This window comes from Desertihabitans aurantiacus (assembly GCF_003344635.1).
GTDB classification, from domain to species: domain Bacteria; phylum Actinomycetota; class Actinomycetes; order Propionibacteriales; family Propionibacteriaceae; genus Desertihabitans; species Desertihabitans aurantiacus.
On record NZ_QPKK01000001.1, the window covers coordinates 57,369 to 69,924 of the forward strand.

Below are 12,556 nucleotides of genomic sequence, written 5' to 3' on the forward strand. Positions count from 1 at the left end.
GGACCCGGAAGGCCGGGGCCCTGGTTCAGCGGTCCGTGCGGACCGAACAGGTGGTGGCCCGTCCGCGGAGCCAGCCGACACGACGCAGCAGCAGGCCCGCGAGGGCGACCGCCAGGGCGACCAGCACCAGCTGCCACGAGACGCCGGCGGTGGTGAGCGCGGCGCCGAACACCTGCAGACCGGCGGCGACGGCCTCGGCCGGCTGGCCCAGCAGCACCCGTGAGCCGGTCGCGTAGGAGACCGCGGTCAGCCCGGCGGGAACCACCCACAGCAGCGCCAGGTCGACCAGCCAGGCGACCACCCGGCCGACCGAGGAGACACCGCACCAGGCCAGCACCAGCCCGACCAGCACCGCGGGCACCCAGCGGGCCCCGCCCAGCAGCGCGGTCTGCCAGTCCGAGGCGATGCTGCCGAACGGCGCCACCAGGGCGTTCACCCAGATGCCGACGGCCAGCGCCGCGAACGCCCCGCCGACCGCGGCCCCGGCCGGCGGCGCCACCGCGAGCAGGACCAGCACGACCAGCCCGAGCACGACGGCGACGGTCGTCACCGCGAGCAGCGCGGCGAGGTAGAGGTCGGCCCGCGGGTCGTCGGCCAGACCGTCCGCCACCACCTGCGCGGTCTGTGCCGTGGCGAGGACGGCCGCGACGAACCAGCCGGACCCGGCGAGCAGTGCCACCCGGGCCCGTCCCCCGCGGCCGAGCCGGGCGAGGGCACCGACGACCGCCGCCCCGGTGACGACGAGGCCGAGGACGAGCGTCAGCGCGTACTGGCTGAAGGGGAGCAGCACACGCGGCATCTGCTCCGGCAGCACCTCCACCGCCCACAGGTTCTGCAGCGGGAGCCGGAGCCCGGTGACCAGCCAGGGCAGCAGCCCCAGGCCGAACCCAGCCACCCCGAACAGCACGTGCAGGACGGCGACGAGGGGCCCGCGCCGCGGCGCCAGCGGCCCGTGGTCCGAACGGGCGGCGTCCTCGTCGGGAATCGTGCGGCTCACGCCCGCGACCCTATGGCGCGCGGGGCGCGGTGTCGGCTCAGCGCTCGAGCGGGTGCGCGTCGAGGTGCTCCAGCAGCAGGCCGGCGAGCTCGTCGGGCCGCTCCTCCGGCACCCAGTGCGAGACGCCGGGCAGCGCCACGAACCGGTAGGGCCCGTCGACGAAGACGGCGGTGCCCTCCGCCGCGCGCCGGCCCAGGGCGGGGTCTCGGTCGCTCCACACGTAGAGGGTGGGTACGCCGATCCTCCCCGTCCGCAGCCGCCCGGGCAGCCGGAGGGCGCGGTACCAGTTGACGGCGCCGGTGGCCGTGTCCGGGTCGGCGAGCAGCCGTACCGCCGCCTCCGGCTCCGGCATGCCGGTGCGGGCCAGCATCGTGCGGACCACCGCCCCGCCACGCGCCCGGAACACCCGCTCGGCCAGACCGGGCACCTGGAAGGCCAGCACGTACCAGGAGCGCAGTGCCTGGGTGCCGAGGAAGGAGCGGGACAACGCCGCCGGGTGCGGGACCGAGACCGCGCACAGGCTGGCCACCCGGTCGGCGTGCCTGCCGGCGAGCGTCCAGCCGACGGCGGCGCCCCAGTCGTGGCCCACCAGGTGGAAGCGGTCGGCCCCGGCGGCGTCGGCCAGGGCCAGCACGTCGGCCACCAGCAGGGCCAGGTCGTAGCGGGCGACGTCGGCCGGTCGGGCCCCGGGTGAGTAGCCGCGCTGGTCCGGCGCCAGCACCCGGTAGCCACCGGCCACCAGGTGTGGGACGACGCCCGCCCAGCTCGCCGAGGTCTGCGGGAACCCGTGCAGGGCGATGACGACCGGGCCGTCCAGCGGGCCCTCGTCGCGGACCTCGAAGGTGAGGCCGTCGGCCGTGAAGCGGGTCAGTCGTCCGGTCACCGTGCTAGCGTCGCAGACCTCCGACCGCCGCCGAGGAGCACCCATGACCCTCCCGCTGATGATCCGCACCGCACTCGCCGCTCTCGCGCTGGCGCTGCTCACCGTGCTGAGCACCTGCGGCGGCGAGGCACCCGTGGTGCCGCAGACCGAGCAGCAGGAGGACGGCGGCAGCGACGACGGTGGCGACGACGACGGTCAGGACGACGGCGGTGACGACGAGGCCGGGGACGAGGCGGGCCAGGACGACAACGCCGAGGACGACGCCGACGACCAGGGCGACGACTGACCCCTCCCGCGAGCCGGTCCGGGCATGACGTCCGTCCTGCTGCGGGGATGAGCGACGCACCGTTCCCGGTGAGCTGACGCCCTGCCGCCGGCGCCGCCGCGGCCGGAGGCTGGAGTCATGTCCGAGACGCTGCCCTCCTCCACCCGTCCGCTGCGCGACGTGCACCCGGCCCCCCAGCCGCCCGCTCCCGTCGACACGTCGGCCCTGCCGACCGGCCCGACCCCGTACCACCACTTCCTCCGCACCCCTCGCAGCCGCTGGTGGCGCGCCGCGCTGTCCATCGTGCTGCTGGTGGTCGCCTACCTGGTGATCAGCTTCGGTCTCGGCATGGCGCTGGTGGTCGTCTCGCTGGTGGCCGGTCTCGATCTCGTGCCCGTGGACGGGTCGACGATGACCATGACGCCCGCACTGCTCCTGGTCAACAACATCGCCCTGGCGCTGCTGATCCCCGTGTCGCTCGGCCTGCAGCGCCTCCTGCACGGCCAGTCCGGACGCTGGTTGCACTCGGTGCACGGTCGCTTCCGCTGGAACCTGGCGCTGCGGCTCGCGGCGGTGCTGCTGCCGCTGTGGGCGGTGTACGCGATCGGGTTCACCCTCTTCGCCCCGGAGATGGCCGGGGCGGGCGGGGCGCCGGCGACCCTGGTCAGCACCACCGTGATGCTGCTGATCACGCTGCTCACCACGCCGCTGCAGGCCGCCGGTGAGGAGTACGCCGCCCGCGGCATCCTGGCCCGCAGCTTCGCCTCCTTCACCAGCCACCCGACCGCGGCGCTGGTGCTCGCCCTGGTGCCGGCGAACCTGCTGTTCATGGTCGCCCACGGCGCCGGCGACTGGACGCTGGCCGCCTACTACTTCGGCTTCGGGCTGGCCTGCTCGTTGGTCACCTGGCGCACCGGCGGCGTCGAGGCGGCCGTGGTGCTGCACGCGGTCAACAACACCACCCTGTTCGCGGTCGCCGCCTTCCTCACCAGCGAGATCGTCATCGACCGCAGCGCCGGCACCGGCGGGCCGATCATGCTGGTCCCGCTCGCGGTCATGGCGCTGACCACCGCCGGCATCTGGGTCTGGTCCCGCCGCCGCGGTCTCGCCACCGCCGCCGACCCGACCGCCTGACCACCGGGGGCGGGCGCACCATGACCTCCGACCTCCGCCCGCCGGCCACCGCCGACCCCGCTGCCAAGCCCTCGGCGATGCCGTCCGGCCCGACGTCCTACTACTCCTTCCTCCACACCCCCCGCACCCGCTGGTGGCGCGCGCTGCTGGCGGTGGTGCTGCTGGTCGCCGCCTACTTCGCGCTCAGCATCGGCCTCGGCATCGCGCTGTTCCTGATGTCCGGGGCCTTCGGGCTGGACCTGGTGCCCAGCGGGGAGGGCCCTCTGGTGCTGACTCCGGCGCTGTTCCTCGTGCAGAACCTCGCCCTCGGCCTGCTCATCCCCGTCTCGATGGGGCTGCAGCGCTGGCTGTTCGGCCAGCCCGCCCGCTTCCTGCACTCGATCCACGGACGCTTCCGCTGGGGCCTGGCGCTGCGGCTCGCGGCCGTCCTGACGCCGGTCTGGGTGGTGTACGCGATCGTCCTCGCGATCATCGACCCCCGGACGCTCGGCATCGGCCCGGAGCCGGCCACCGTCGCCACGACCGTGGTGCTGCTGCTGATCACCGTGCTCACCACCCCGCTGCAGTCGGCCGGTGAGGAGTACGTGGCGCGGGGGCTGCTGGCCCGCAGCTTCGCCTCGGTGACCGGCCACCCGGCGGCGGGGTTCGTGCTCGCCCTGGTGCCGGCCAGCGTGCTGTTCGCCTGGGCGCACAGCTCGGCCGACTGGATCCTGATCGTCTACTACCTGGTGATCAGCGCCGCCTGCACGCTGCTCACCTGGCGCACCGGTGGGATCGAGGCGGCGGTCGTCCTGCACGCGGTCAACAACTCGACGCTGTTCATGGTGGCCTCCTTCCTCACCGGCGAGTTCGTCCTCGACCGCAGCGTCGGCGCGGGAGGGCCGGCCCTGCTGATCCCGATGGTCCTGATGACGCTGACCACCGCGGGCGTGTGGCTGTGGGCGCGTCGCCGCAGGCTGCCGGTCGCCGCCGACCCGGCGGCCGTCGGCTGAGCCGTAGCGTCGCCCTCGAACGCGGTCCGAGCTGGCGGATCGCCTGGTCAGGGTGTGTTCCCAGCACACTGTGACAGTCGTCCTGCCGCGGGGGTGAGTGGGCGCACCGAGCGCCATGACGGACGGCTCTGGTGGGACGCCCGACCCGGGGTGAGCCTGGGGACATGTCCTCACCGACCCCGACCCGACCCACCCGACCGTCGTCCGCCGGCGGCGACGGCGTCCCGGCGCCGACCGGCTCCGCGCTGCCAACCGGCCCGGCGCCCTACCACCACTTCCTCCGCACCCCGCGCACCCGCTGGTGGCGTCCGGCCCTCGCCATCGTGCTGGTGCTCATCGCCTACGGTGTGGTCAACATCGTGCTCGGCGGGATGATCTTCCTGCTGTCGAGCACCTTCGGCCTGGACCTGGTACCGACTGACACGTCCACGGTCATCCTCACGCCGGCCCTGTTCCTGGTGCAGAACATCGCCCTCGGCTTGATGATCCCCATCTCCCTCGGGTTGCAGCGGTTGCTCTTCGGCCAGCCCGCACGCTTCCTGCACTCCATCCACGGCCGGTTCCGCTGGGGCCTGGCGCTGCGGGTGGCGGCCGTCCTGACGCCGATCTGGGTGGTGTACGCGATCGTGCTCTACCTGATCGACCCGAGGGCGATCGGCGTGGGCCCGGAGCCGGCCACCGTCGCCACCACCGTGGTGCTCCTGCTGGTCACCGTGCTCACGACCCCGCTCCAGTCGGCCGGCGAGGAGTACGCGACCCGCGGTCTGCTGGCCCGCAGCTTCGCCTCCTTCACCGGTCACCGGGGGGCGGCCTTCGTCCTCGCCCTGGTGCCGCCCAGCGTGCTGTTCGCCTGGGCGCACGGCTCGTCCGACTGGACCCTGATCGCCTACTACCTCGTGCTCAGCACCGCGTTCACGCTGATCACCTGGCGCACCGGCGGGATCGAGGCCGCGGTCGTCCTGCACGCGGTCAACAACTCGATCACCTTCATGGTGGCCTCGTTCCTGACCGGCGAGTTCGTCCTCGACCGCAGCGCCGGCTCCGGCGGTGCCATCATCCTGATCCCGATCGTCCTGGTCTCGCTGACCACCGCCGGTGTGTGGCTGTGGGCGCGGCGCAAGGGTCTCCCGCTCACCGCGGACCCGGCCGCGGGCACCGAGCCCAGCCGCACGCCCCGCTCCGCGGGCTGACACCCGGGCCCGGCGTGGCCGTCGACCCGTGGCCTGGTCGTCAGCCGAGCAGGTCGAGTGTCAGCCCGGCCCGCCGCAGGCAGTCCGCGCCGGGTCCGGGCTCGTGGCGGCTGGCGTACCAGAGCGCGGCCTCGACCAGCCGGGCGGCCGACCAGGCGTGCAGCCGCTCGACCGGCTCCCCGGTGAGCCCCGCCAGCAGCCCGACCCGGTCGGCGAGCACGGCCGCCGGGTCGGGGTGGCCGAACGGGTCGTCGACCTGCATCAGCAGCGGCGAGAGGTCGTAGCCGGGGTCGCCGACCATCGGCTTGGCATCGATCACCAGCCACGGCTCGCGGGTCGACTGCAGCACGTTGCCGGGGTTGAAGTCACCGTGCACGACCACCTCGCGACCGGCGGTGCCCGGCAGCTCGCGCAGCAGCCGGGCACCGGAGGCGACCAGCCCGGGGTCGTAGGACGGCCGCAGCGTGCGCATCCGCTCCTCCAGCAGGTCGGCCCACTCGGTGGCGACGTCGTCGACCCGCTCGAAGGGGTGGTCCGGCGGCACGCCGTGGCCCCACAGCCGGGTCAGCAACCCGGCGGCGATCTCCAGCCGCTGCTCGGCCGGCAGGTCGTGCCGGTCGCTGAGCCGGGTGCCGGGCACGCACGGCTCGAGCAGCAGCGCGTACGGGTCGTCCGGGTCCTCGGCGAGCAGCCGGACCGCGCCGTCGCCGTCCCACCACCTGAGGGCCGCCGCCTCACCGCGGGCCTCGCGGTGCGGCAGCGACACCTTGAGCACCGCGTCGACGCCGTCGGCGGTCCGGGCCCGCACCACCCGCGAGGCGGTGCCACCGACGTGGTCCTCCCCGAGCGTCAGCCCCCACCGCTCCGCGTACCGGGCGACCAGCCCGGGCACGGTCGCACGCCAGCTCTCCTCCGTCGGCCACACCGTCGGCAGCGTAGCGACCAGACGGCCGACGGCGGCCGCACCCGCGTTCGGAGGGCGGGGTTAGATTTCCAGACGTCCGTTCCTGCGAGGAGGTCAGAGATGAAGCCCGCACCCACCACCCTCGGCGCGCTCCGGGCGTCCGGGCACACCTTCCGCTCCGTCAAGGCCGAGATCGCCGGCAACCTGCTGCGCCGGCTGCGGGCCGGCGACCGGTCGCTGCCCGGGCTGGTCGGGCTCGACGACACGGTGCTGCCCGAGGTCGAGCGGGCGCTGCTGGCCGGCCACGACGTCGTCCTGCTCGGTGAGCGCGGCCAGGGCAAGACCCGGCTGATGCGCACCCTGGCCTCCCTGCTCGACGAGTGGACGCCGGTGATCGCCGGCTCGGAGCTGCACGAGCACCCCTTCGACCCGGTCACCATCGGCAGCCGACGGCTGGTCGAGGAGCTCGGTGACGACCTGCCGGTGGACTGGCTGCACCGCGACGAGCGCTACACCGAGAAGCTGGCCACCCCCGACACCAGCATCGGTGACCTCATCGGCGACATCGACCCCACCCGGCTGGCCGAGGGACGCTCGCTCGGCGACCCCGAGACCGTGCACTACGGGCTGCTGCCCCGCGCGCACCGCGGCATCTTCGGGCTGAACGAGCTGCCCGACCTGGCCGAGCGGATCCAGGTGGGGCTGTTCAACGTGCTGGAGGAGCGCGACATCCAGATCCGCGGGTACGCGCTGCGGCTGCCGCTCGACCTGCTGGTGGTCGCCTCGGCCAACCCCGAGGACTACACCAACCGCGGCCGCATCATCACCCCGCTCAAGGACCGCTTCGGCGCCGAGATCCGCACCCACTACCCGCTCGAGGTGGCCGACGAGGTGGCGCTGATCCGGCAGGAGGCCGAGCTGGCCCGGGCCGTCGACGAGGACGGCGCCGAGGTGGTCGGCCAGGTGCCCGAGCACCTGCTCGAGGTGGTCGCCCGGCTGGTGGAGCAGCTCCGCGGCTCGACCGCCGTCGACCAGGCCTCCGGTGTCTCCGCCCGCTACGGGGTGGCCGCCGCCGAGGCGCTGTCCGGTGCGGCGCTGCGGCGGGCGGCGATCACCGGCGACCCGTTCCCGGTGGCGCGGATCGGTGACCTCTCCGGCGTCCTGCCGGCGCTGCGCGGCAAGCTCGAGTTCGAGATGGGCGAGGAGGGCCGCGAGGACGAGGTGGTGGAGCACCTGCTGCGGATGGCCACCGTCACCGTCTACCGCGACCGGCTGGCCGGGCTCGACCTGTCCGGCTTCACCGACCGGTTCGCCAGCGCCGAGGAGGACGCCGACGTCAGCATCGAGACCGGGGCCCTCGTCACCTCGGGCCAGCTGCTCGACCAGTTCGACCAGGTGCCGGGGCTGGCCCAGGTGCTGAACGCCCTCGGGGTGTCGGAGGACACCGTCTCCCCCGGGCAGGCGGCGGCCGCGATCGAGCTGGTCTGCGAGGGCCTCTACCTCACCCGCCGGCTGTCCAAGGCCGTCATCGACAGCGGACCGCGCGCCCGCACCATCTACGGCGGCTGACGTGGCCCGGCGCGACCGCTGGTCCTACTCGGCGTGGCACGACGGCCCCGACCCGCTCGCGCCGCCGTTCGACCTGCGTCGGGTGGTGGACGAGCTGGGCCAGCGGGTGCTCGGCGGGGAGAGCCTGCGCGACACCCTCGACGACCTGCTGCGCCGCGGGCTGGACCGCACGCCGGGCCTGGACGACCTGCGCCGCCGGATCGCCGAGCGCCGCCGGGAGCTGCGGCGCCGCGGCAACCTCGGCGGCGTCCTCGACCAGGTGCGGGCCGCGCTGGACCAGGCGCTGGCCGCCGAGCGGGACGCCCTGGCCGAGGAGCCCGGGGAGGACGCCCGGCTGGCCGAGCTCGACCTCGCGACGCTGCCTGACAGCCCCGCGGCGGCCGTCCAGCAGCTCAAGGACTACCAGTGGCGTTCGCCCGAGGCCCGCGAGACCTACGAGCAGATCACCCGGATGCTGCGCGAGCAGGTGCTGGACCGGCAGTTCGCCGGGCTGAAGCAGGCCCTGCAGGGTCAGGACCCGGCCGCCTCGCAGGCGCTGCGCGACATGCTCACCGATCTCAACGACCTGCTCACCGCCCACGCCCGCGGCGAGGACACCGAGCAGCAGTTCGCCGAGTTCATGGCCGAGCACGGCGACTTCTTCCCCGACGCCCCCGCCGACGTCGACGAGCTGATCGAGTCGCTGGCCCGTCAGCAGGCGGCCGCCGAGCGGATGATGCGCTCGCTCACCCCCGAGCAGCGGGCCGAGCTGGGCGAGCTGGTGCAGCAGGCGATGGGCGACAGCGGGCTGGCCGAACAGCTCGGGCAGCTCCGCGACACCCTGCAGAGCCTGCGCCCCGGCATGTTCCGCGGTCGCGGGTTCGGAGTCGACGGCGAGGAGGGGCTGGGCTACGGCGAGGCGGTCGGGGTGGTCTCCGACCTCGCCGACCTGGAGTCGCTGCAGGCCCAGCTCGGCCAGGACTACGCCGGCGCCGGTCTGGACGACGTGGACGTCGACGCCGTGGAGCGCCAGCTCGGTGCGGGGGCCGTCCGCGACCTCGAGCAGCTGCGCCGGCTGGAGCAGGAGCTGGAGCGGCAGGGCTGGCTGCACCGCGGCGAGGACGGGCTGCAGCTCAGCCCCAAGGCGCTGCGCCGGATGGGTCAGACCGCGCTCAAGCAGATCTTCTCCTCCCTCGAGGCGCAGCGCACCGGCGCCCACGAGGACCGCCGCACCGGCGCCGCCGACGAGCGCACCGGCGCCTTCCTGCCCTGGGAGCTGGGCGGGGAGCAGCCGGTGGACGCCGTCCGCACCGTCATCAACGCCGTCGCCCGCCGCGCCGGCGAGGACGCCTCCCGCCCCCACGCACCTGGCCGCACCCAACGCCCTGAGCCGATCCTGCCCCAACGCCCTGAGCCCGTCGAAGGGCGATCCACCCCCACGCGTGCACCTGGCCGGCTCCAACGCCCTGAGCCCGTCGGAGGGCGATCCACCACCGCCGCCCTCACCCTCGCCCCGGAGGACTTCGTCGTCGCCGAGACCGAGCGGCGCACCACCGCCGCGGTGGCGCTGTGCGTGGACCTGTCGTTCTCGATGATCCAGGCCGACCGGTGGGGCCCGATGAAGCAGACCTCGCTCGCGCTGTCGCACCTCATCTCCACCCGATTCCGCACCGACGCGCTGGAGATCATCGGCTTCAACCTGATGGCGCGCCGGCTCACCCCGCTGCAGCTGGCCCAGGCCGAGCCGGAGTGGGTGCAGGGCACCAACCTGGCGCACGCGCTGATGCTGGCCGGCCGGCACGTCCGCCGCCACCCGGAGGCCGAGCCGGTGGTGCTGGTCGTCACCGACGGCGAGCCGACCGCCCACCTCGAGCCCGACGGCACCCCTGTCTTCGACTGGCCGACCAGCCGGGAGACGCTGCGGGCGACGCTGGAGCAGGTCGACCTGCTCACCCGCACCGGAGCCAGCCTGAACTTCTTCCGGCTCGGCGACGACCCGAGCCTGGAGCGCTTCCTGGACGCCGTCGCGCGCCGCTGCGGTGGACGGGTGCTGGCCCCCTCGCTCGGCCGGCTCGGCGAGTACGTGGTCAGCGACTACCTGCGCGCCCGTCGCGGCCGGCGGGCTCGCTGAGCCCCTCCCGCGCGGCCGGTGACGTGCGTCACCGGATGCCGTCGGGCGACGGTGGCAGGATGCGTCCGTGAGCACCAGCACGGGCGCCCTGCAGCGCAGCACCGGCCGGTTCGTGCTGTACGTGCACTGGTCGGTGTACCTGATGCTGCTCACCGAGCTCTTCACCGCCCTCTCGCTGCTGACGGCCGCGCCCGAGAGCGGGTGGCCGCTGGTGGCCCTGCTGGGGCTGGTCGTGGTGCACACCGGGACGAACTTCGGCTGGCTGCGGTGGTCGCTGCGCACGCTGCGTCGGGCAGAGCCGCTCCCGCGGCGGCTGCGGCCGTGGCTGGTCGCCTGGCTGGTGCTCACCGTGGCCATCGTGGTGCTCGCCCCGGTGATGATGGGCTGGCCGCGCAGCGCCTGGCCGATGGTCGTGCTGGTGGTCGCGACCTTCGCCGTCTGCGCCTTCGCGCCCCGGCTGCCCTGGTGGGTGGTCTCGGCCGTCCCGGTGCTGGTCAGCCTCGCCGCGCTCGCGGTGATCACGCCGTTCGGCGGTGACGACCTGCCGGCGATCGTCGGCGGGATGGCCGTCGCCACCTTCGGGTTCACCGTGGTCGCCGCCACCGTCTGGCTGACCGGCTGGATGCTCGGGGTGGTCTACGCCCTCGACGAGGCCCGCGGCCAGTCGGCCCAGCTGGCCATCGCGGAGGAGCGGCTGCGGATCTCCCGCGACCTGCACGACGTCTTCGGACGCACCCTCGCCACCGTGGCGGTGAAGAGCGAGCTGGCCGCCGAGCTGGCGCGGCGGGGCCGGGGCGAGCGGGCCGCGGAGGAGATGGCCGCCGTCCGGGCCGTGGCCGACGAGGCCGGCAAGGAGGTCCGGCGGATCGTCGCCGGCGTCCGCAGCTCCGACCTGCGGCAGGAGCTCGTCGGCGCGCGGTCGCTGCTGGCCTCGGCCGGGATCGACTGCCGCGTGGTCGACCAGCTGCCGGAGGGCAGGGTCGGCGCGGAGGCGGGCGCGGCGTTGGGTGCGGTGGTGCGCGAGGCCGTCACCAACGTCATCCGGCACAGCCGGGCCCGCACCGCCCGGATCGTGGTGCGGGTGCTGGACGACGGCCCGGCGCCCGTGGTCGAGCTGCAGGTCGTCAACGACGGCGTGCGGGTGGCCACGGACGGCACCGCCGACCCGGACGGCGGCGGGCACGGCCTGGTGGGGATGGCCGAGCGGCTCGAGGCGGTCGGCGGGTCGTTGCAGCACCGCCGCGAGGACGCCCGGTTCGTGCTCCTCGCGCGGGTGCCGGCCGTGGCGGGGGGCGCGCCGGCCCGTCCCACCGAGCCGTCCCGAGCACCGGACGCCGAGCCGGCGCCGAGCTCCGTCAGCACCACCGGAGGGAGTGCCCGATGACCATCCGCGTCCTGCTGGCCGACGACGAGGGCCTGATCCGTGACGCCCTCGCGAGCCTGCTCGACCTCGAGGACGACATCGACGTGGTCGGCCGGGCCGCGCACGGGGAGGAGGCGGTCGTGGTGGCACGCAAGATCCGGCCCGACGTGGCCGTCCTCGACCTGCAGATGCCGAAGCTGGACGGCATCGAGGTGGCGGAGCGGCTGGCCGTCGAGGTGCCGGACTGCCGGTGCGTCATCGTCACCTCCCACGGACGTCCGGGCTACCTCAAGAACGCCCTGGCCGTCGGCGTCCGCGGGTTCCTGCCGAAGACCGTCAGCGCCCAGACCCTGGCCTCGGTGGTGCGCACCGTCGCCGACGGCGGACGCTACGTCGACCCCGAGCTGGCGGCCGACGCGATCAGTGCCGGCGACTCCCCGCTGTCGCCGCGGGAGGCCGACGTGCTGGCCCTGGCCGCCGAGGGCAACCCGATCGAGGAGATCGCCCAGCGGGCCTCGCTGTCGATCGGGACGGTGCGCAACTACCTGTCCTCGGTGGTCGGCAAGCTCGGCGTCGCGAACCGGCACGAGGCCGTCCACCTGGCCCGCCGCAACGGCTGGATCTGAGCACCGCCCCCTCGACGCGCCCAGCCCGCCGCGGCACGCGACCGGACCGGATCAGACCGGGGCGATCCCGAAGATCGTCGACTGGTTGGGCTTGGTGGCGCCGGCCTCGTCCTCGACCGTGATGGCCAACGCGTCCGTGCCGCGCAGGTCGTCGAAGAAGACCCGGACGTCCCGACCGCCGGTGAAGACGTCGTGCGGCTCGACGGTGCCGGCCACGGGTCGACCCGTCTCGTCCAGCTGCATCGTCCACAGCTGGTAGGCCCGGCCCTCCGGCGGGTCCGGCAGCACCGGCGCGGTCAGCATCGCCCGGTCCTGCTCGCGGGAGACCGCGTAGCTGGCGCGACCGCCGTCGGGCAGCTCGATCGTGACCACCCGGACGTCCGGGGCGGCGAGCAGCTCGCTCTCCTCCGCGGCCACCACGGCGGCGTCCTCGAGCTGCTGGCGCAGCACCGCCGCCCAGCCGCCCAGCGCCAGCGCGACCACGACCGCGGCGGCCACCAGCGCCGGCAGCAGCCGACCCCGG

Annotated in this window: 12 protein-coding genes; 8 read left to right on the plus strand and 4 right to left on the minus strand. The window is 74.6% G+C overall.

Going from position 1 to position 12,556, the window contains the following annotated elements; all coding sequences use genetic code 11:
* Window positions 1–25: 25 nt before the first annotated feature.
* On the minus strand, window positions 26–997 hold the full coding sequence (locus DVA66_RS00330) for a hypothetical protein (protein ID WP_114558220.1): 972 nt from the start codon (window positions 995–997) through the stop codon (window positions 26–28).
* A gap of 37 nt (window positions 998–1,034) precedes the next feature.
* Window positions 1,035–1,880 (minus strand): alpha/beta fold hydrolase, encoded by an 846-nt coding sequence (locus DVA66_RS00335; protein ID WP_114558221.1) that lies wholly within the window; start codon window positions 1,878–1,880, stop codon window positions 1,035–1,037.
* A 43-nt stretch (window positions 1,881–1,923) separates the two neighbouring features.
* On the opposite strand from DVA66_RS00335, the gene DVA66_RS00340 reads away from it, so the two are divergent.
* The 4 genes from DVA66_RS00340 (at window position 1,924) to DVA66_RS00355 (ending at window position 5,461) form a co-directional block, all read left to right on the plus strand.
* Window positions 1,924–2,166, plus strand: a complete 243-nt coding sequence (locus DVA66_RS00340; RefSeq protein ID WP_114125940.1) for a DNA primase — start codon at window positions 1,924–1,926, stop codon at window positions 2,164–2,166.
* 117 nt (window positions 2,167–2,283) lie between these two features.
* Window positions 2,284–3,279 carry a CPBP family intramembrane glutamic endopeptidase gene (locus DVA66_RS00345; RefSeq protein WP_114558222.1) on the plus strand — a complete coding sequence of 332 codons (996 nt, stop codon included), beginning with the start codon at window positions 2,284–2,286 and terminating at the stop codon, window positions 3,277–3,279.
* Window positions 3,280–3,299: 20 nt separating this feature from the next.
* On the plus strand, window positions 3,300–4,271 hold the full coding sequence (locus DVA66_RS00350) for a CPBP family intramembrane glutamic endopeptidase (protein WP_114558223.1): 972 nt from the start codon (window positions 3,300–3,302) through the stop codon (window positions 4,269–4,271).
* 164 nt (window positions 4,272–4,435) lie between these two features.
* Entirely contained in the window at window positions 4,436–5,461 is a 1,026-nt protein-coding gene (locus DVA66_RS00355; protein ID WP_114558224.1) for a CPBP family intramembrane glutamic endopeptidase, read from the plus strand.
* Window positions 5,462–5,501: 40 nt separating this feature from the next.
* Here the strand turns inward: DVA66_RS00355 and DVA66_RS00360 are convergent, their stop codons facing one another.
* A complete protein-coding gene (locus DVA66_RS00360) occupies window positions 5,502–6,386 on the minus strand; it encodes an aminoglycoside phosphotransferase family protein (protein ID WP_198671352.1) in 885 nt (294 codons plus the stop codon).
* Between the two features lie 99 nt (window positions 6,387–6,485).
* Between DVA66_RS00360 and DVA66_RS00365 the strand changes: the two genes are divergently transcribed.
* From DVA66_RS00365 to DVA66_RS00380, 4 genes are all read left to right on the plus strand, one after another.
* Window positions 6,486–7,934: a sigma 54-interacting transcriptional regulator gene (locus DVA66_RS00365; protein WP_114558226.1), complete on the plus strand. Its 1,449-nt coding sequence runs from the start codon at window positions 6,486–6,488 to the stop codon at window positions 7,932–7,934.
* Window position 7,935: 1 nt separating this feature from the next.
* The gene (locus DVA66_RS21860) at window positions 7,936–10,044 is read left to right on the plus strand and encodes a vWA domain-containing protein (RefSeq protein WP_114558227.1); all 2,109 of its coding nucleotides are present in this window, start codon (window positions 7,936–7,938) and stop codon (window positions 10,042–10,044) included.
* A gap of 67 nt (window positions 10,045–10,111) precedes the next feature.
* Window positions 10,112–11,428, plus strand: a complete 1,317-nt coding sequence (locus DVA66_RS00375) for a sensor histidine kinase (RefSeq protein WP_114558228.1) — start codon at window positions 10,112–10,114, stop codon at window positions 11,426–11,428.
* Window positions 11,425–12,033: a response regulator transcription factor gene (locus DVA66_RS00380; protein WP_114125935.1), complete on the plus strand. Its 609-nt coding sequence runs from the start codon at window positions 11,425–11,427 to the stop codon at window positions 12,031–12,033. Before DVA66_RS00375 ends, DVA66_RS00380 begins: the two co-directional genes overlap by 4 nt.
* Before the next feature lie 51 nt (window positions 12,034–12,084).
* Here DVA66_RS00380 and DVA66_RS00385 read toward each other — a convergent pair.
* The coding region (locus tag DVA66_RS00385; protein WP_198671353.1) for an anti-sigma factor at window positions 12,085–12,556 on the minus strand (472 nt) is incomplete at its 5' end.

Coding starts and splice junctions, on each gene's coding strand:
- DVA66_RS00350 (WP_114558223.1), top strand. CDS start 3,300: ATGACCTCCGACCTCCGCCCGCCGGCCACCGCCGACCCCGCTGCCAAG.
- DVA66_RS00380 (WP_114125935.1), top strand. CDS start 11,425: ATGACCATCCGCGTCCTGCTGGCCGACGACGAGGGCCTGATCCGTGAC.
- DVA66_RS00345 (WP_114558222.1), top strand. CDS start 2,284: ATGTCCGAGACGCTGCCCTCCTCCACCCGTCCGCTGCGCGACGTGCAC.
- DVA66_RS00365 (WP_114558226.1), top strand. CDS start 6,486: ATGAAGCCCGCACCCACCACCCTCGGCGCGCTCCGGGCGTCCGGGCAC.
- DVA66_RS00340 (WP_114125940.1), top strand. CDS start 1,924: ATGACCCTCCCGCTGATGATCCGCACCGCACTCGCCGCTCTCGCGCTG.
- DVA66_RS00355 (WP_114558224.1), top strand. CDS start 4,436: ATGTCCTCACCGACCCCGACCCGACCCACCCGACCGTCGTCCGCCGGC.